Below are 17924 nucleotides of genomic sequence, written 5' to 3' on the forward strand. Positions count from 1 at the left end.
AGTGGCGGTACATCGGCGGTACATCGGCGGTACATCGCGGCAGGAAGCTGTCACCATCGCCATTCCGCCGTCGTGGTGCCTATTCTGAGCCGATGCGACCGGAAGACGGGGAAGCGCTCGGCGGAGGGTCGGCCGGCGACGTGTACGCGTACGGCGATGTCGCACTCAAAGTGTTCCCCGGCAGGCTGGACGAGCGCTCCCGGCTACTCCTGAAACAGGAATTCGAGCAGCTTTCGGCTCTGGGCGGGCAAGTTCTCGTACCGGACATCATCGAGGACCTGCCCGACGGCCGATGCTCGACGCGAAGCGAACTCTGCACAGGATCGCTGCCGCAACTCGTCGGTTCGGCGGGCAGGCTGTCGGTCTCGGATACGCTGGTGCTCGGTTCGGCCCTCGCCTCGACACTGGCGACGGCACACGAGGCCGGAATCGTCCACGGCAGGCTGACCCCGGACAATGTGCTCTTCCGCGCGTCGGGTGAGCCGGTGGTCAACGACTTCGAACACACCCTGCGCTCGGTGTTCGTGCGCGACCCGGACCACGGCGGTCACCTGCTTGCCCCGGAAGAGCTGGAGGGCGAGGCCGCGGACCTGTATGGGCTCGGTGTCGTGTTGTACTTGGCGTTGACCGGTGTGCTGCCGCATCCTGGCCGTCCGCCGTTGCACCGGGAGGACGCGCCGATCGACCTCCTCGCCCTCATCGAGAACCTCCTCGCCGAGGCCCCGGAGTCGCGTCCGGCCGACGCGGCGCTGGTAGCGGACCTCCTCGCCGGACTGCTGACCGGGTACAGCACGCGGGAGCAGTCCACTGTGGACGACATTCCGCCGGTGACCGTGACGCACGGGTTTCCGCTCCCGTCGACCGGCAAGGCCGAAACCAGCGTGTCACCGCGTAAGTCCGTCTGGCCGGTGCTCACCGTCGGCGCGGCCGCCGTGCTCACAGCCGCCGCGTGGATTTTGCTTCCGGGTTCGGCAGACCACGCTCCTCAGGCGCTTGCCCAGCCGGCCACCATCCCCGCCTCGGTGAAGCCGATCAGTAAGCCTGGGACGGGGGTCGAGCTGGCTCCGCCAAGCGACAGCGGCTCCACGGTCACGCTCTCCTGGCGAGCACCGGAGGGAATGGATTCGGCCATCGTGGTCACGGACGAGACGGGCCGATCGCGGACGACGATCGTGCGGCGGCAGCGGTCGGCGACCATTCCCGTCGAACCGGGGCGAAAGTACTGCTTTCTGATCCAGGTGACCGACGGCGGCGGGATCGACGAGAGCCCCGCGTATCCCATCCGGGGCGCCGACTGCCGGAACTGACCACCGGCTTGTTGTAGCGTTGACACCGTCTCCCGGCCGCACGGTGAAGAGGGGATCCGGCCGACGCATGAGCACTGCCTCCACTCACGGCCCCGCCGCCACCATCGTGGCCGGCCCCGGCGACACGGTCCTCAAGGTGTATCCGGGCTCGCTGGATCGCCGGACCAGGGCGGCACTGGACCGGGAACAAGCAGCGCTGTCGGCCGCCGCGCATGTCCCGGGCATCCTGCGGGTGGACGAGATCACCGCGCTTCCCGACGGCCGGACGATCTTGCGGATGCCACGCTGTGACCGCTCCCTCGCCACGCTGGCCGAGCCTCTGCCCGTCGCCGACGCACTCCTCATCGGCGAGACCGTCGCGCGCGCCCTCGCCGCCGCGCACGCGGCGGGGGTCGTGCACGGCTCGGTCACTCCCGGGAACGTGCTGCTACGGCCGTCGGGTGAGCCCGTCGTGGCCGACTTCGGCGTGACGCTCAGGCGGAGATTTCCCCGTGACCCGTTGTACGACTTGGAGTTCACCGCCCCGGAGACCGTGCGCGACCAGACGATGGACGAGCGCACCGATCGGTACGGCCTCGGTGCCGTCCTGCACCTGGTGCTGACCGGCGAGCCTCCCCACCGCGTGGTCGTCGGCGAACAGCCGGCTGTACGGATCCACCGGGTCCTCACCGAGCCGGTCGCGCCGATCACCCGGCCTGGCGTCCCGGACGAACTCGCCGCGCTCGTCGGCGACCTGCTCTCCAAAGACCCGGAACGACGCCCGCACGACGCCGAGATCCGGCTGGGCCGTCTGCTCGACGCGGTACCGCCTGCCATCCCGCTCGATCTGCCCGATGAGCCGATCCTCGTGCTGGAGCCGTCCCGGCCGGAGCAGCCGCCACGGGCGACCGCGACACGGAAACGGAAGTACGGTACGGCCACCGGTATTCTCGCCGGGATCTGCGCCGCGGTGGCCGTGCCGTGGTTCCTCTCCACGACGAGCGACGACACCAAGCCCCCCGGTCCCGCGATACCCCGGGCGAACCCCGTCGAAATCACGCTGTCCCCGCCCGTCGACCGCGGAACCTTCGTCGAGCTGTCGTGGACGTCGAACGCCGTACTGGACTACGCGGTCGTGCTCGCCGGGGAAGACCGCCGAGAACCGCAGGTGATCATGGTGCAACGGGACAACCACCGGCGGATCGAGGTGCGACCAGGACTGCGGTACTGCTTCCTGATCCAGGGCATGAACCCCCAAGGCACCTACGAAAGCCGCCCCCAGCCGATCCGCGGCGCCGTCTGCACGCCGTGACTCAGGCACCACGCGGCGGGAACAGGACCCTGGCGTTGACCGCGGCACGCAGCCGCGCACGCAACGGTCGTCGCCTGAGTCCTTTTCGCACAGCCCGGACCGAGGCCCACGCCTCGTCCGACACATCCGGCGCGGTCCCCGACCACAGCGCGGCGTCCACCGAACGCGCCAAGGCACTCAGGCCGTCCACTGTGGATTCCTGACCGAAGACGCCGACGGACGAGACCAGATCCCGCACCGTCATCCCCGCCGTCACCGGAACCCCATGCGCCCGCACCCGGTCCCTCGCTTCCGCCCAGGCGGCGATCACCCCGGCCCGTCCTTGCCTGCGTCGTCTTCGCCAAGCCCGTAACCCGGTCACGGCGGGAACCCCGGCGGCCCAGAGCGTTACGAGACCGCCGAGACCGATCCCGGTCACGAGGGCGATCGCCACCCAATCGGCCCCATCCGACGATTCGTCCTCCACGGACTCACCCGGGGGGAGTCGTGGATTCTCCAGTTTCCGTTCCGGCGGCAACTGGGTCCGCACCTCCGCCACGGCGGCGGCGATCCCGCTCGCGGAGCCCGATCCACTCTGCTTCGCCGTGCCCGACGGATCCAGCGGTACCCAGCCGACCTTGTCGACCGCGACCTCCGGCCAGGCGACGATGTCGGCATTGCGGACCACATGCGACCCGTCGGCCTCAGCCCGTTCCGGCGCTCGGTACCCGACGACGAGCCGGGCCGGGATCCCTTTGAGTCGCGCGAGAACCACGTACGCGGCGGCGAATTGCTCGCTCGTCCCTCGTTTGTCGTCGAGCAGGAACCGGCGCAGTTGCGGCCAGCCGTGCCCGGTCGGCAAGTCGTCCCCGATGGCCAGGCGGTAGTTGTCGGCGAGGAAGCGTTCGAGCGCGACGGCGGTCTGGAACGACGGCCGCAGCTCGGGCAGGACACGGTCGGCGAGTTCGTCGATGGCCGCGGGGACGGTCGCGAGACCGCCCAGCCCACCCGGGAGCCGGGGATCCATCCCTGCCCCCATCAAGTCGTCCGCGCCGACTACTGGTTCCCACCAGCTGAGGGTGTACCGGGCAGCCGTGGACGGTCGGCCGGCGATCAGGGTCCCGCGTGCCTCGTCCACCAGCGCGTCGATTCCCGTGACCGAAACTGGTGATGCCTGGCCGGGGAGCCATGGCCCGAGCGAACCGGTCACCTCGATGGCCGCATGGCGCCGGGTGACCGGTACCTCCACGTCCGGCGCGATCTCCGCTCCCATGCGCCGGAAACCCTCGCCGGGGAACCAGTTCGAACCGTCGAAGCCGTCCAGCACGACCAGCGGCCAGCGCCGCGTCGCCGGGCTGTCCCCGGTATAACGGAAGACGTGCGGTGACGGGTTTTTGCTTCGGTACGCGACCTCCGCCAGCGGATTCATGACCGGATCCTGCGTCAGCGGTACGGATTCGTCGTCTTTGAGCGAATACGCCGGCCTGGCCAGCGGATCGGCGGCGGTGAACGCGAGCGCACCCACGACGCCGAGCGCGACGGCGGGCGCGATCACCTTGAGCAGTCGAGACGACTCCACCAGCGACAGGCCGGCGATCGCCGCGTAGCCGATGCCGGCGGCCACCGCGGTGAAACCGGTCACCGCGACGTAAGCCTGACTCAGCACCAGTACGAGCAGTCCGGGGACCAACGCGAGCAACGGCCGCCGGAGCCGGTGCAGCAACTCGATCCCGAACACGGCGGCGACCAGGACGGCCAGCGGCACGAAGACGAGCAGCCGCGGGTCCGGCCGGGCGGGCCAGGTCGACTGCAGGGCCAGCTGCCAGCCGTGGACCGCCCCTTCGGTGAGCACCGCCATCGACTCGCCTGTCGGGATCCCGGCGACCGTCGTCCCGGGCAGCGCAGTCTCGATCACCGCCAGCAGTCCCGCCACCACGGCGATCACCGGACGCCACGGGACCAGGCCAGGGGCCCGTCTACCGAGTTCGGCGGCTCCGTAGGTCACCAGGACCACGGCCCCGATGGGCGCCAGCAGCGAGGAAAGACCGAAGACCGGCGCGAACAACAGCCCGCCGAGCGCCGCCGCGGCGAGCACCGCGACATCACGGCTCCGCGCGGTCACGACACCACCTCGTTCCACCGGCTCACCGCCTCGGCCGCGTCCGCCGCGCTGATCCGGCGCGCACGCGGCACTCCTTCGACGCCGTGCACGCCGAGGCCGTCCATGCCCAAGCCATGGGTACCCACCCCGAGTACGAACATCGACGAGAAATGCGGCCGGACGACAGCCAGTCCGCGTAGCTCGGGACCGGCCCTGCCGGTCACGACCACGAGACCTCCACCGCGGACCCCCTTGCGGGACAGCGCCTCGGGGATCAGCGGCCGGTCACGGGCCGGGTCCTGTCCCACCTCGGACAGTACGTCCAGCAGCCTCCGCGCGGCCCGTATCCCGCCGAAGGTGGTCAGGTCCTCGCCCGTCGAAGTGATCAGACGGCACCGGTGGCCGGCTGTCGCCGCGGCGTTCACCAGTGAGGCCGCCAGCTCGGCGGCTTCTTCGAAGTCGTTCTCCGACAACACCTTCGAGCGGGTGTCCAGCAACAGCGTGAACCGCGGATGATCGGGGTCGACGTAGTCCCGCACCATCAGCTGCCCGGTCCTGGCGGTGGCTTTCCAGTGCAGGTGACGGACCTCGTCACCGACGACGTATTCGCGCACGTCACGCAGGTCCGCGGAACCGTGCAGTGAATCGTCGGTGGTCGGCCCTTCGTGATGGTGCCGCGGATGCCCGGTCGCCGGCGCGCGCACGCGATGCAGTTTCGGATAGACCCACAGTGTCGCGGTGCCGCCGGCAGGCAGCGGCCGTCGCACCAGGCCGAGTGGATCCGCCCGTTCGAGAATCAGCGGCCCCACGGTGAACCGGCCTCGTTTCCGCGTCGGCAGTTCGTAGTGGTAGATCGCCTCGCCACCCGCTGCCAGAGGGCGCACCGAGACGGCCAGCTCCGCCCCGTGCTGCCCGTGTTCCCGCGCGGTGAAACCGGGTTGCCGACGCGTTCCGGGATTGCCGACCAGCAACCGGGCCAGCGCCGGTCGTCCGCGCTCGACCCGGTCCGGGAACACCTCGCGTCGCACAGTGACCCGAGGGCGCCGGACGACCATCGCCATCCCGGCGAGCAACGCGCCCACCGCGGCCCCGGCGACGGCGCGCAGCAGCGGCTGCCCGGCCAGCTCGCCCGCGCCGTACAGCAGTACGGCGGCGACCAGCACTCCGATGCCACGTCCAGTGAGTCGCATCGGCTACTTCCAGACCAGCTTCTTCGATTGGACACTCTCGGCGGTCACCCAGACAGTGCGCCCGACCGTGCCCTGGGGGAATCCGTCGAAGGCGAGTTTGCCGTCCGGTCCCACCTGCCTCGTCACGCTGTCGTGGACGCCGTCGTCGGTATGACAGCTGATGGTCAGTGTTTTGCCGGGCGTGAAGCCGGACATCACGATGTGCACGAAGGCGCAGGCGGGTGGAGAACAGCCAGTGGCCGTGGTGGCCGCACCCCGCGAAATGGTGATGCTCCGGTCCGAGGGTTCATCCCCCCTCTGCTTCGTGACCGCCGCCGCCTTGCCCCTGCCCGCGGAATTCTCGGCGATCACGGTGACGGTGAAGGACTGCGTGATGCCGATGTCCTCGATGAGATACGCCCGGGCCGAGCCCGCCACCCGCACGGAGCCGGCACCCGAGCCGTCGGCACGCCGCCACGACACGTGATAGGCGGTGACCGGCGAGCCGTTCTCCGCCGCCGGCCGCCAGGTCACGTCCGCGTCGGTGTCACCGGTCTTGATCCGGACGTTGAGGCCCACCGGCGCACCGGGGACCTTGATGCTCGCCTGCGGCGTCACCGGGCCCGACGAGGCACCGGGGCCGGTGCCCGCCCGGTTGATCGCGGACACCGTGAACGTATAGGCGGTCCCGTTGGCCAGGCCAGTGATCGACGTGGCCGACACTCCCCCGCCGACCGCCTTCTCCCCACCTTGCCAGCTGATCCGGTACCCCGTGAGAGCCGCACCGTTGGCCGCGGCCGCGCCCCACTTCACCGACACCGAGGCGTCGCCGGGGGTCGCCGTGACCGACCGCGGGGCGCCCGGCGGACTTGCCGGGACGGGCGCCTGTGGCTTCGGCTGAGGTTTCGGCTGCGGCTGTGGGACCGGCCTGCCGGTGGAGTCACCTCTCGGCGACGCCGGCGGTGGCGTACCGGTTTCCTGCGTGTCTCCGGGCTTGACCGATGGCGGGTTCACCGGTGTCGGGTTCTCGGCCGGTTCCCGGCCACCGGCCACCGCGACGTCGTTCACCGCGCCGCCGGGATCGACGACGAGGACATGGGCGCCGTCGGCTCCGTCCACATAGACCCGGGAGTCCTGGCCCCGGACCGGGGGATGCTCGGCCCCGCCGGGAACCGGCCTGCTGTCCCGCTTGCGGCCGGACCCGTCGTAGGTGGTCAACGTGCGGTTTCCCTTGTCCACCAAAGCGACCACGGAACCGGAAGAAGCCAATCCCACGTAATCGCCCGGTGGGAGAGGGACACTCACCGGCGGCGCCGCGGGACCGACGAGGTGGAGCTTCGCACCGGACCGGTCCAGGATGGCCAACTTGCCTTCGACGTCGTTGGCGGCCACGACCGCGGTTTCCGGCAAATCCACGCCGAGCCGCACCGGATCACCGAGCCCGGCGGGCGAAATCCGCCGTACCGTGTCGTCCTCGCTGTCCACGAAGACCGGCCCGTCCGGGGTGAGCGCCAGTGAACCCTTGTGCCTGCCCGGAATCGCGATCGGGCACAAAACGCGGGTGGCGTCGGGGGGCAGTTCGCACAACAGCCCGTTGTCGATCTGGTGCAGCCACAACCGCCCGTCAGCCGTCGCGACCGGGTCACCCAGCCTGCCCCCGACCTCGATCCTCGCCGAAGCGTTCCCGAGCCGGATCACGACACCCGCCTGGCGGTACACGCCATACGGCCCGCCCTGGGTCTCCACCGCCACCGGCCATTCGTTCGCGGGGGACGGCGTGGTCTTCTCCACCGATAGCGTCGACTTCCCGAACTCGACGACGCTCGACGGCGGGAGCACGTATCCGTGGGTGGGGCCTTGGGCGACCCGGCTGCCCGGTTCGACGCCCGGCACAGGTACCTGCGCGTCGGGTCGTTCACCTGAACCGTCGATGTGGAACGCCGACCCCAGCGCGGAGTTGTAGATCCAATGTCCCGTCTGGACCAGATCCAGGCCGGGCAGCGGCTTCGCCGCCCCGGTGACCGCGATCCCGACCACCGCGACGGAGCAGGCGACGATCGCGGCGATCGGCCCTTTCGCCCGCAGGCTCCCGAACTTCCGTTCCATCGCCACGGATCACACCGGGTTCATCGCGGGCGCGGGCGTCGCCGCCAGCGCTTCGGCGACGATCTCGGCGGCGGAGCGCTGGTTGAGTTCCGCGTCGGCGGTGAGCACCAGGCGATGGGCGAGCACCGGTTCGGCGATGCTCTTGAGGTCGTCCGGTGTCACGTAGTTCCGGCCGTCGGTCGCCGCGATGCCCTGCGCCGCGCGGACCAGGGCGACACTCCCGCGCGGGCTCGCGCCGTAGCGGACCGAAGCGTGCTCCCGTGTCGCCGCCGCCAGCCGGACCGCGTAGGAGCAGATCGCCGGGTCGAGATACGTGTCCCGTACCTGGTCGATGGCGCGACGCAAGGTTTCCAGGTCCACCACCGGGGAAAGCTCGTCCGGGCTGACCCGCGCGCAGTCGCTCATGATCACCCGCATTTCCGAGTCGTGGTCGGGATAGCCGACGGAGATCCGCATCATGAAACGGTCGAGCTGGGCTTCGGGCAATCGGTAGGTGCCCTCCATCTCGATCGGGTTCTGGGTGGCGATCACCAGGAACGGATGCGGGACGTCATGGGGCACGGAATCGACCGTCGCCCGCCGCTCGGACATCACCTCGAGCAGTGCCGACTGGGTTTTCGGGGTACCTCGGTTGATCTCGTCGGCGAGCACGATGTTGGCGAAGATGCCACCAGGATGGAATTCGAACTTCTCGTTGTTCTGGTGGTAGACCATGACGCCGGTGACGTCGCCGGGCAACAGGTCGGGCGTGAACTGGATACGGTTCCAGCTCCCACCGATACTGCGCGCGAGGCATCGGGCCAGCGTCGTCTTCCCCAGCCCCGGGACGTCCTCGATCAGCAGGTGTCCCTCGGACAGCAGCGCGGCGATCGAGAGCCGGACGACCTCCGGTTTCCCGCGCAGTACGCGCTGCACGTTCTCGGCGACCGCCCGATAAACCCCGGTCGCTACCGGCTGGTTCATTTGTGTCCCCCTCAGAACGGTCTTACGGTCAGAATGGTCCCGCGTGGCACCCTGGACCAGTCCGGAATCGGAAATCTGTCCCGGAATCGTGCTGTCCGGCGCGACGATCGACGCCGTCACCGCTACGGATCACGTCCAGCAGGGTAGCGCGTCCACGTCACACGTCCGGCCTGATCCACTGCTCCGTAAGGGGGATTGTGCTCATCCACCGCCGTTCACCCCGCTCCGGAAGGCAGCGCGAACTCGAAGATCGCCCCGCCCTCGTCACGGTTGTAGACACGCAGCGTTCCGCCATGGATATCCGCCACCCATTTGACGACGGCCAAGCCGATACCGGTCGATCCGCCACCGCTGACGAATCGTTCGAACAGGGCCGCGGCCTCGGCTGGATCGATCCCCGGCCCGCGGTCGGCGATGATCACCCTGCCGTCGAGCACGGTGATCTGGATATCGGCCTCCTCGTCCGGTGCACGGCCGTGGCCCAGGGCGTTGCCGATCAAGTTCGCGATCGCACGCCGCAGCAGCGTCGCGTCCCCATCGACTCGAGTCGGCACCGAAGTGACCGAAATCCGCGCGCCACCGGCCGGCATGTCCTCGACCACCATTTCGACCAGCTGATCGAGCATCAGCGGTCCGATCGACAACTCGTCGACACCCGCGACGACCCGCGCCCGTTTCGGCCACAAGTCGATGATGTCGCCCATCATCGACGCCAGACGGATCGTCCTCGGCAGCATCTCGGCCTGTTCGGCGGGATTCCGCATCGCCGTTTCAGCCAGCGCGCGCAACCCCGCGACCGGTGTCTTGAGATCGTGCACGACCCCGTCCAGAAGCTGGGAAACCCCGTCCAGCAAAGACTTCTGCTGTTCCAGCGCATCGGCGGCCGGGCGTATGGCCCTGCCCGCGATGACGTAACCGGCGGCGCCGAGCACGAGCACGAGGAGCGCGCACCCGCCGATCACCAGCAACATCCACTGCTCATGCTGTCGCTGGATTCCTTCGGCGTCGGCGACGACCACGAACGCGCCCACCATCTGTCTGTCCGAGTCCTTGAGCGGATCGGCCGAGACGTACACCGTCCGTCCCCCGGCCGTTGTCTCGTAGCCGGTTTTCGACGTGTCCGTATCGGTCGCCTCGCTCGCCAGCCGGTTCAGCAAGGTGTCGTCGACGGCGACACACTCGCGTTTGCTTCGATGCTGTTCGAATTTCGGCGCGCTGCCCAGCATGACGGCGAACTGGGGGCACTGCTCGTTGATCGTGTCGGTGCCGAGGTAGGCGGTGACGATGGTGCCGCCGTCGGCGGCGACGAGCCGGGCGAGCGTCGCGGCGACCTGACGTACATCGCTGTCGAGCCGCTGCCTGCCGTGGTCGACGTCCGCCTCGATCAACAGCCACGCCAGCATCACCAGCCCCACCGCGTTCATCGCGGTGAACAGCAGCGTCAACAACCGGCGGAGCCGGCGCAACCGGCCGGTCGAGGAGTCGGTCACGAGAGTCGGTATCCGACGCCGCGTACCGTCTCCACCGGGTCCGGTTCCCCCAGCTTCCGGCGCAACCGCTTGACCACGGCGTCGACGACGTTCGCCATCGGCTCGCTTTCCAGGTCCCAGCAATGCTCGATGAGGTCCGCGCGAGAGACCGCCATGCCCGGCCGGGTCGCGAGATACTCGAGGATCGCGAACTCCCGGTTGCTCAGGGAAAGGAGGACGCCGCCCCGGCGCACTTCGCAGCGGGCGAAATCGACCTCGAGGTCGGCGTGCCGGAGCACCGGCGGCCTGCCGTCACCGCGGCGGCACAGGTTCATCACTCGCGCGAGCAGTTCCGCCATCACGAACGGCTTGACCAGGTAGTCGTCCCCGCCGTGTTCGAAACCTTCGACCCGAGCGCTCCCCGAATCCAGCGCGGTCAGGAACAGAACGGGCACGGTCCAACCCGATCGCCTGCGCTCGTCGACGAACCGGATGGCGTCGCCGTCGGGCAACATACGGTCGAAGACCGCGCAGGCGTGTGGAACCGTCACCGAAGCGAGCACTTCGGCCGCCGCGGCCATCGATCCCACGGCGTCCACGGTGAACGACGCGGTCCGCAATTCCGCGGACACGGCCAGCCGGATATCCGCGTCGTCCTCGACGAGCAGCACCCTCGCGTTCATTTCATGGAGGTTAGCGTCCGGACTTGTGGCGAGGGAGCGCGGACAGGACCACCAGCCATTTGGAATGGGCGCCCTTGACTGGCTACCGTTACGGAAGTGCGGATCTTGGTCATCGAAGACGACGAAGCCTTGCGGATGTCGGTGCACTCGTCTCTGCGTACCGCCGGGTTCGCCGTTGATTCCGTGGGCGACCTCGGCCCGGCCGACGAGGCGCTGTTCGTCAACAGCTACGACTGCGTGGTCTTCGACCGGCTGCTGCCCGGCGGCGACGCACTGGACTACGTCGAACGGAAACGCGCCGCCGGCTGGGCAGTCCCCGTCCTGTTCCTCACCGCGCTCGGTGATCCCGACCAGCGGGTCGCCGGTCTGCGCCGCGGCGGCGACGATTACCTCGAAAAACCCTTCGTCGTCGCCGAAATGGTGGCGCGCGTGCGCAGCCTTTGCCGACGCGGCCGGGTGACGGTGCCACCGGTGCTCCGAGCGGGTGACCTCGAACTGGACACCGGCCGTCACGAGGTCCGGCGCGGCGGCGTGCTCCTGAGCTTGAGCCGCACCGAATTCGCCGTGGTCCGGCGCCTGCTGGAGAACGCCGGACAGCCGGTGTCCCGCGACGACCTCATCAGCGCGGGCTGGGACATGCACGCCGACCCGGCGTCGAACGTCCTGGACGTGGTGCTGACAAGTCTGCGAAGAAAACTGCTGAACCCCCCGCTGATCACCACCGTACCCAAAGCCGGTTACCGAATCGGATGATCTGCATCCGGACGAGCGGTATCGCGTCACCTCTGTCAGCACCGCACCTTCGTCTTGTTCCCCCTGGGACGCGTTCTCGATGTCGTCCACCTCGGGCGATCGCCTTCGACGTCCGAATGGTGCGGCGCACCGGTTCAGGCTCGGTACATCCGCAGTTCAACGGGTCGCGTCCGGGACGGTGACCGGGCGCTGCCCCGTCACCGCTGATGTCCATGCATTTCGGTGCCCATCCGAATCATCAGCGCGCATACTCTTGGCGGTTAATCTCGGCTTCCCGGATGCCGTAAAATCCTGCACGGACCCATCCCGCGTTAGGGGGACGCCATGGACCAGCCACGAACGCCCGGACTCCCTACAAACCATCCGCTCGGAAGAACAAGGCCGAGGTCGTCAGCCAGCAGCGACGGGGACGCGGTCGCATCGCGTCGACGTCCGTCCACGGACACGCGGCTGCGGGTTCTCGAGCGCCGCGACCTCTACCGAAGCAATCCCTTCGGCTTACTCGATCTGGACACCACCACAGACCAGGACCTCGTTCGCAAGCGGATCGACCGAATCAAGCACCAATCCACAACCGAAGCCGTCTCCGGACTGAACAATCCTGAGCAGCGTCTGGTCGAGGAAATATTCTGGTTCTGGGGAGAACCCGGCCTGTGCGGTTGTCCGGCGAATGTGCACGAAACGCACGACAAGGCGATCCGTGCGCACGCGGAGATCCTCAAAGCGGAAGTGAACCGAGAAGTAACAGGGTCGTCACGCACGGAGCACTGGCGGGCCGCCGCGGAAGCCTGGCACGACGCTCTGAGAGACCAAGGATTCTGGGCGCATGTCACCTTTCGCGCGGAGACGCTCGGCGCCCACACCGAGGGCGGGATGCGGGCAGCGCTCTGTCACGCATTGCTGACGCCGCAGGCGGTGATCGCCGCGGATCACGAGGATCACGAACTCGCCGCACTGCTCGACGTCTGGAAGGTCGATGCACAGGTCATCGACACCGCTCGCGCACGCGCGGCCCAGCCGGCCCTGGCACGGTTCGAAATCTTGTGCAGATGGATCGAATCCAAGGACGTCGGACAAGCCGTGAACAGCTGTTTCGGCAAGCTCATTCCCTCACTCCACTGGCTGGACGAGAATTTTCCCTCCGAACGCTTCCCCGCCGCCCGGTTTCGGAAGATAGCCCAGCTACGCACACGCGCGAACACGCTGCTCGACAATGTCGCCTCCAAAGCCGAGCGGCGACTGACGGGCGGCACCGCCATCGCACGAGCACTTCGCGGCCGGGAGGTGTCGGCACCGACTGAACCGGATCGGGCGTACGAACCTCCGACTCCCGGCAAATGGCAGGCTGACCGAAATGAACGCCTCGATCGAATCCAGCGGATGATCGCTGCTCAATCCTACCGAAGCGCCCTCCGCGAACTCGCCGAATGGCGCGCCAAGGCACCTGAACACGAGACCGAAGAGATCGACCGGCTGCTCGCGCGAGTTCACAAGCTCAACCAAGACCGCGAAACGCTACTGGAATCAGGGAAACGGGCAGAGCCGGCGCGGGCGGCACTCGCGTTCCTCCATGTCACGCTGGTCACTGGAGCCACCCTGTGGTGGCTTCCGATGTGGGCGGTGGTGGCGATGGCCACGATCCTGGCGCCGATCCCGTTCACGGTGGGGTTCTCCGCGGGCTTCACGACCGGCCTCGGGCAAAGGCTCAACGCCGGGTGGCTGGTCGCCGCGGCGGCGAGCGTCCCCGGGCTCGCCTTGGCGGCCCAGGACTGGACCCCGCTCATGGCGTTGGCAGCAGTCGTTCTCACCGTCCCCTTGACGATGCCGATCGCCCGGAAACTGAACGAGACGCGACGGCATATTCCCACCGTGTGATCGGCCGGGGCGAAGGAGCGTCCAGTCGACCGTCGTTCTTTCGGCGCTGCCACCGGAGCGCCGTCAACCACCGCACCTGCCCGGTCACCTGGCGATCAGGAAACTCCCTGGTCAGGCGTGTCCCAGTCTGGAAGCGGTGCTGAGCGGCACCCAGCCGGGTTGTGCTGGCCAGTCCACGGATTCTGGGTGACGGCACGAATCTCAGCGGCACGTCGGATTTCGCGCATTTCCCGAAGCCGAAGGCGAACAACGGCTACGGCAACGGGTCCAGCGAAACGCCGACATGGGCGCCGACGTCATCAAGGTCATGACCTCCGGCGGGCAAATCACCCCGCACACGGCACTCATGCGATCCAGGCAGCGGTCAACGCCGCCGTCGCCACTGTCGAGCACCGCACGTGGCCACAAGACGGCGGAGGAGGCTACGACACCCAAGACGGCTGGCAAGGCCGACGCGGGTTGGCTACACGGCAGACCAGGTCATCGGAATGGCCACTACAACGAGTTCGCAGGCCCTCGACCTGCGAACTCACCAGACAACGCCACTTTCGCTTTACACAGGCCGCTCGCGATCTCAACGCTGAACGGCGTGACCGGTCCGATCTGCGGGCATCATTGGTCCACAGTGGACCATAACCGTCATAGGCACATCGCCACAGCGAGAAGACGGCCGTTGAGTTTTCGCCGGAGCGTTCGATCATGCCGGGCAACGCGCAAGCAGGCGATGTCACTGTGGCACGGGATCGTCGCCATACCGTGGCGAATCGTTACACCGCTAACTCGGGGCAGAACGCCGGCCCAGATTTCCCGGGCCGGTACCTGACACACACCCGCCTGCCCGACGAAGTGCCGGACGACAGAATCCTGCCGCCGGCCGCCCCACTCACGAGCGGCGTCCCGGTCAGCCGGGTGTAACGGGGGCGGAACCGCCGGGCCGTCAACCAGAGCGTGCCTCCCGAAGTCGGCGGGCCGCACCGGGTGTGACCTGGCAGCGTGTCTTGATCATGGAAGCAGTCGGGCGACTACCATTTCTGGCGCGCCCGTTGCCGCGCGTCGAACTCTTCGATCGCCTTACCCAAATCCTGCAGCGGCCCGCGGTCTTCGGTCACCTCAGCTGAGCCGCGCTCGTACAGAGCCTTCGCAGAGGCCAGTACAGCAACGGCGAACTCGGCAGCGGAGGAGGAATCGACGTGATCTGCCCCGTGCGAGATGTCGAGCATGGACTGGTGGTGCGTGAAGGTCAGGGTAAAGCTGGAGTCTGCCCCGACGAAGGTTCGCGTGCCGTGGCCCTCGTCCAGCGCCAGCTGGGCGTCCCAGAGCAACTGCGCCGCGGAGAGGTAGATCATCAACCGCTGGTCGGGAATCTTACCCCGAGTCGAAGCGGTGCCGTCCCGGCCGACGATGTCGAGGTGGCCAAGTGAGAAGCCGCTGTGCGGCGGTTCGTCGTCGACAGAGAATGTGAACGAAACCATATCATTCGCCAATCGGGTACATGGTGATGATTTTATTGCCGTCTTTGGGGTCGATTATGAGCCGGTAGTTGGTCCGCTTGCCATTGATCGTCATCCTCCGTTCGAAGGTCTGATAGTCCTGGGCCAGGTTCGACTGCCGCGTGCCGTAGCGAAGTATTTCCTTGGCGGCAGCCTCGATCTGCGCACGTGTGGTGCCGGAAGCGAACAGGGTCCCCTGCTTGCTCGGTTGGTCTCCACCCGGGATATGTCGCTTCCAGATGTGGCGCCAGCCCACCTTCGCAGTCCCGTCCAGCATGCGTGGCTCGCCGCGCCCGGCGGTCGACGGGACGCAGGAAGGCTCGACGTTGTGCACGAGGACGGACTCGTCGCCGACGACGACGTAGTAGGTGTTGATGTCGGTGATGCTGAGGTTGTGGACGGTTTGCGGCACTGTTCGTTGGCTGGTCGCCTTGATAGCCAGAGACCGTCCATCGGGTGTCCGCAGGCGTTGACCGGGCGTGAGATCTTCGGCGTCGGTCCAGCTTTGTGAGCTGTCGTTCCAGAACGGGTGACCGTCGGTAGCCACGACCATGCCAGTCGCGTCGCCGGCGTCCCCATCGGTGTCGACAGTGATGTCGACGAGGTCTTTCTGGCCCGAACCCGCGATGAGAGCCGCCACGGCCCTGGAGCCCGACCTCCCGGTTACCGGATCGGTCGCGGCGACCAGATCGCCGACCTTGACATCCTCGATACGTTTGCGGCTGCCATCCGCCATCAGCACCAGAGTGCCGGGCACGAAGCTGTTCGGCGTCGCGCACCGGGTCGCTGCTTCAGCCGCGTCCTGTGCCGCGGAGGAGGCGTTCGTGCCGTATTCCGATGGACCGCCCCCCGGCTCTGTCCGGGAGGAAGTCGAGGGAACGGGCCGTGTGCCTGTACGGGTCGATCGTGGGGCGCGGACGGTAGACGAACCTGTTGGTTCTGGTTGGACGACCTTAGGCAAAGGTGCAGGGTCTGCGACTCGTTGGGCAGGATTCGCCTTGGACAGCGCACGGGTAGCGGAGACGTTGCCTTCATCGGCCCTTTTCGACACCGGCGCTGACACTGCCCGCCCTCCCTCGGCGGGAATTTCAGTTTCCCGCCCGGTTGCCCGCGCTGACAGCGACCCGGCCTGTCCCTGCTCAACACCCCTTGCCGACGACCTTGATGAGGGAATCTTTGTCGATTTCACTTCGGGGATCAACGTGCGTGTTGCCGCCGTATCGCCCTCCGCCGCCAGCTTCGCCGCTGCGACCGCCGCGGTACGGCCGCTCTTGGTCAGGGGCTTGACCTCGCGGGCGGCTATCGATGTTGCCTTCCCGCCACCGGGAATGACCGCTGAGCCCACCGCCCCTACGAGTTCGCTTTGGAACGCGTCACAGTCTTTTCTGCTGCCGAAGCAGCGCTTGCTGGTCCCATAGAGGTCGGAAAAGCCCCCGGACGCGGTGTCTGAAACCAATGCGGCCGTGCCCCACGCCGCCTCGGCAATCTCCCTGGGGTCCAGGCCGGCGGCCTGTTCCCACTGCTTCCGCAGGTCCTTGCTGTGCTCGATCAATCGCACATCAGGGCTTGACCTCCGCTCACCCTGTGGCGCTTGGATCCGGTTCCGTAGGTCTTGCAAGTCCTCCGCGGTCGGTTTGACCATATTGTCGGCGACTGCCGCATTGACCCTGTCCGCGTTCTTCACATCGAGCGGGTTATCCGACAGCGGCGTCACGTGGTAGCGAGATCTTTCCGTCGGTGTCCACGGCGTCGCGGGATCAAGAGGTGGGAGGGAGCCGATATAAGATTGCCCGGCGGGCGTTTGGTTGCGGATTTGTTGATAGTCCGCTGCTTCTGCGTCTCTTCTCTGTTGCTCCGGAGTTCTGGGGGCCTTGCCGCGCGCCGCATCGGTGAGGATCTGCCGAACCTTCGCATCTCGTGCCGCCTCGGCGGCGGACTCGGCGGTCCGTCCCTGAACACTGCCACGCGCCTCACCGACAAGCCCTGCACCGCTCCCCTTTCCGGGGACGGCCGTTCCTGCTTTTCCCTTGCCCCCTCCTGATGCAGAAACCCGATGCTCCGCAGCGCCGGTATGCCGGCCCGGGGTTCGCTGAGGAGCCTGGAGTTCACCCCCGCTTCCCGCCTCGGCCTCATTCCCCGCCTTCTTGCGGACAGGAACGCGGTACTGCCCCTGGCCCCTGCTACTTACACGGCCCACCGCCTTTTCGTCAGTCGCCGGATCTCCTGACGACGGCTCTCTGGCGGCCTCCTTGCCGACCTTCCCTTGAGTAAAGCCTGTCTTGTCCTTGGACACGCCACGAGGGGCGTTGCGAGTCCGGCTGATCTGTTTCTCTTCCGCTGCTTCACCGTTGCGCGAATTCGCATAGGCGACCTTCTTCGAATCTTTTCCTTCTTGCACGCTCCCTTTGGACTCAGTTCCGCCCACTCCACCGGACTTGGCCTTCTTCCAGCTCACAGCTTCCGCAGTATTCACCCTTTGTGCTTTCTGCGCTGACGTGGCCGGCTTCTCCTTAGCTGCGGGCTGCCCAGCCTTCTTGATCGCCGCCATCTCGTTCTGTTCGCCTGTCTGTTTGCCGGGAGACGCCTGCGCAGCGGCCCCACCCAGCACGCCAAAGACAATCGTGAGAAACCCGCCGGACATGGTATAGAGAATTGTCCGACGAACGTCGGTTTCCTTCATTATTCCCTCCTGCTCATCGACGCACTCTCCTGTTACCATCCATTCAGCTGAACAATCT

Annotated in this window: 12 protein-coding genes; 4 read left to right on the top strand and 8 right to left on the bottom strand. The window is 67.5% G+C overall.

What is annotated here, in order from left to right; genetic code table 11:
- The first annotated feature begins 92 nt into the window (after nucleotides 1-92).
- Nucleotides 93-1307 (top strand): protein kinase family protein, encoded by a 1215-nt coding sequence (locus ACZ7KI_RS30295; RefSeq protein ID WP_470276466.1) that lies wholly within the window; start codon nucleotides 93-95, stop codon nucleotides 1305-1307.
- Nucleotides 1308-1374: 67 nt separating this feature from the next.
- Nucleotides 1375-2598, top strand: a complete 1224-nt coding sequence (locus tag ACZ7KI_RS30300) for a serine/threonine protein kinase (protein ID WP_470276467.1) — start codon at nucleotides 1375-1377, stop codon at nucleotides 2596-2598.
- A 1-nt stretch (nucleotide 2599) separates the two neighbouring features.
- On the opposite strand, the gene ACZ7KI_RS30305 is transcribed toward ACZ7KI_RS30300, so the two are convergent.
- The 6 genes from ACZ7KI_RS30305 to ACZ7KI_RS30330 all read right to left on the bottom strand — a co-directional run bounded on the left by ACZ7KI_RS30305 (nucleotide 2600) and on the right by ACZ7KI_RS30330 (nucleotide 11068).
- On the bottom strand, nucleotides 2600-4699 hold the full coding sequence (locus tag ACZ7KI_RS30305; protein ID WP_470276468.1) for a transglutaminase TgpA family protein: 2100 nt from the start codon (nucleotides 4697-4699) through the stop codon (nucleotides 2600-2602).
- On the bottom strand, nucleotides 4696-5868 hold the full coding sequence (locus tag ACZ7KI_RS30310) for a DUF58 domain-containing protein (RefSeq protein ID WP_470276469.1): 1173 nt from the start codon (nucleotides 5866-5868) through the stop codon (nucleotides 4696-4698). The genes ACZ7KI_RS30305 and ACZ7KI_RS30310 overlap by 4 nt, the downstream gene beginning before the upstream one ends.
- Nucleotides 5869-5871: 3 nt before the next feature.
- On the bottom strand, nucleotides 5872-7953 hold the full coding sequence (locus tag ACZ7KI_RS30315) for a fibronectin type III domain-containing protein (protein ID WP_470276488.1): 2082 nt from the start codon (nucleotides 7951-7953) through the stop codon (nucleotides 5872-5874).
- 9 nt (nucleotides 7954-7962) lie between these two features.
- Nucleotides 7963-8916, bottom strand: a complete 954-nt coding sequence (locus ACZ7KI_RS30320) for an AAA family ATPase (protein WP_470276470.1) — start codon at nucleotides 8914-8916, stop codon at nucleotides 7963-7965.
- A 215-nt stretch (nucleotides 8917-9131) separates the two neighbouring features.
- Nucleotides 9132-10406, bottom strand: a complete 1275-nt coding sequence (locus ACZ7KI_RS30325; RefSeq protein ID WP_470276471.1) for a sensor histidine kinase — start codon at nucleotides 10404-10406, stop codon at nucleotides 9132-9134.
- Complete coding sequence (locus ACZ7KI_RS30330; RefSeq protein WP_470276472.1) at nucleotides 10403-11068, bottom strand: response regulator transcription factor; 666 nt, start codon at nucleotides 11066-11068, stop codon at nucleotides 10403-10405. The genes ACZ7KI_RS30325 and ACZ7KI_RS30330 overlap by 4 nt, the downstream gene beginning before the upstream one ends.
- 96 nt (nucleotides 11069-11164) lie before the next feature.
- Here ACZ7KI_RS30330 and ACZ7KI_RS30335 point away from each other — a divergent pair, with 96 nt between their 5' ends.
- The gene (locus ACZ7KI_RS30335) at nucleotides 11165-11821 is read left to right on the top strand and encodes a response regulator transcription factor (RefSeq protein WP_470276473.1); all 657 of its coding nucleotides are present in this window, start codon (nucleotides 11165-11167) and stop codon (nucleotides 11819-11821) included.
- A 324-nt stretch (nucleotides 11822-12145) separates the two neighbouring features.
- Nucleotides 12146-13696 (top strand): hypothetical protein, encoded by a 1551-nt coding sequence (locus ACZ7KI_RS30340; RefSeq protein WP_470276474.1) that lies wholly within the window; start codon nucleotides 12146-12148, stop codon nucleotides 13694-13696.
- A gap of 1022 nt (nucleotides 13697-14718) precedes the next feature.
- On the opposite strand, the gene ACZ7KI_RS30345 is transcribed toward ACZ7KI_RS30340, so the two are convergent.
- The gene (locus ACZ7KI_RS30345; protein WP_470276475.1) at nucleotides 14719-15168 is read right to left on the bottom strand and encodes a hypothetical protein; all 450 of its coding nucleotides are present in this window, start codon (nucleotides 15166-15168) and stop codon (nucleotides 14719-14721) included.
- Between the two features lies 1 nt (nucleotide 15169).
- The gene (locus ACZ7KI_RS30350) at nucleotides 15170-17866 is read right to left on the bottom strand and encodes a polymorphic toxin-type HINT domain-containing protein (protein WP_470276476.1); all 2697 of its coding nucleotides are present in this window, start codon (nucleotides 17864-17866) and stop codon (nucleotides 15170-15172) included.
- Between the last annotated feature and the right edge of the window lie 58 nt (nucleotides 17867-17924).

Source organism: Amycolatopsis sp. NPDC039088, from assembly GCF_055598845.1.

Excerpts from the sequence above, each read along its gene's own strand:
- ACZ7KI_RS30295 (WP_470276466.1), top strand. The coding sequence starts at position 93 with ATGCGACCGGAAGACGGGGAAGCGCTCGGCGGAGGGTCGGCCGGCGAC.
- ACZ7KI_RS30300 (WP_470276467.1), top strand. The coding sequence starts at position 1,375 with ATGAGCACTGCCTCCACTCACGGCCCCGCCGCCACCATCGTGGCCGGC.
- ACZ7KI_RS30310 (WP_470276469.1), bottom strand. The coding sequence starts at position 5,868 with ATGCGACTCACTGGACGTGGCATCGGAGTGCTGGTCGCCGCCGTACTG.
- ACZ7KI_RS30315 (WP_470276488.1), bottom strand. The coding sequence starts at position 7,953 with ATGGAACGGAAGTTCGGGAGCCTGCGGGCGAAAGGGCCGATCGCCGCG.
- ACZ7KI_RS30320 (WP_470276470.1), bottom strand. The coding sequence starts at position 8,916 with ATGAACCAGCCGGTAGCGACCGGGGTTTATCGGGCGGTCGCCGAGAAC.
- ACZ7KI_RS30330 (WP_470276472.1), bottom strand. The coding sequence starts at position 11,068 with ATGAACGCGAGGGTGCTGCTCGTCGAGGACGACGCGGATATCCGGCTG.
- ACZ7KI_RS30340 (WP_470276474.1), top strand. The coding sequence starts at position 12,146 with ATGGACCAGCCACGAACGCCCGGACTCCCTACAAACCATCCGCTCGGA.
- ACZ7KI_RS30345 (WP_470276475.1), bottom strand. The coding sequence starts at position 15,168 with ATGGTTTCGTTCACATTCTCTGTCGACGACGAACCGCCGCACAGCGGC.
- ACZ7KI_RS30350 (WP_470276476.1), bottom strand. The coding sequence starts at position 17,866 with ATGAAGGAAACCGACGTTCGTCGGACAATTCTCTATACCATGTCCGGC.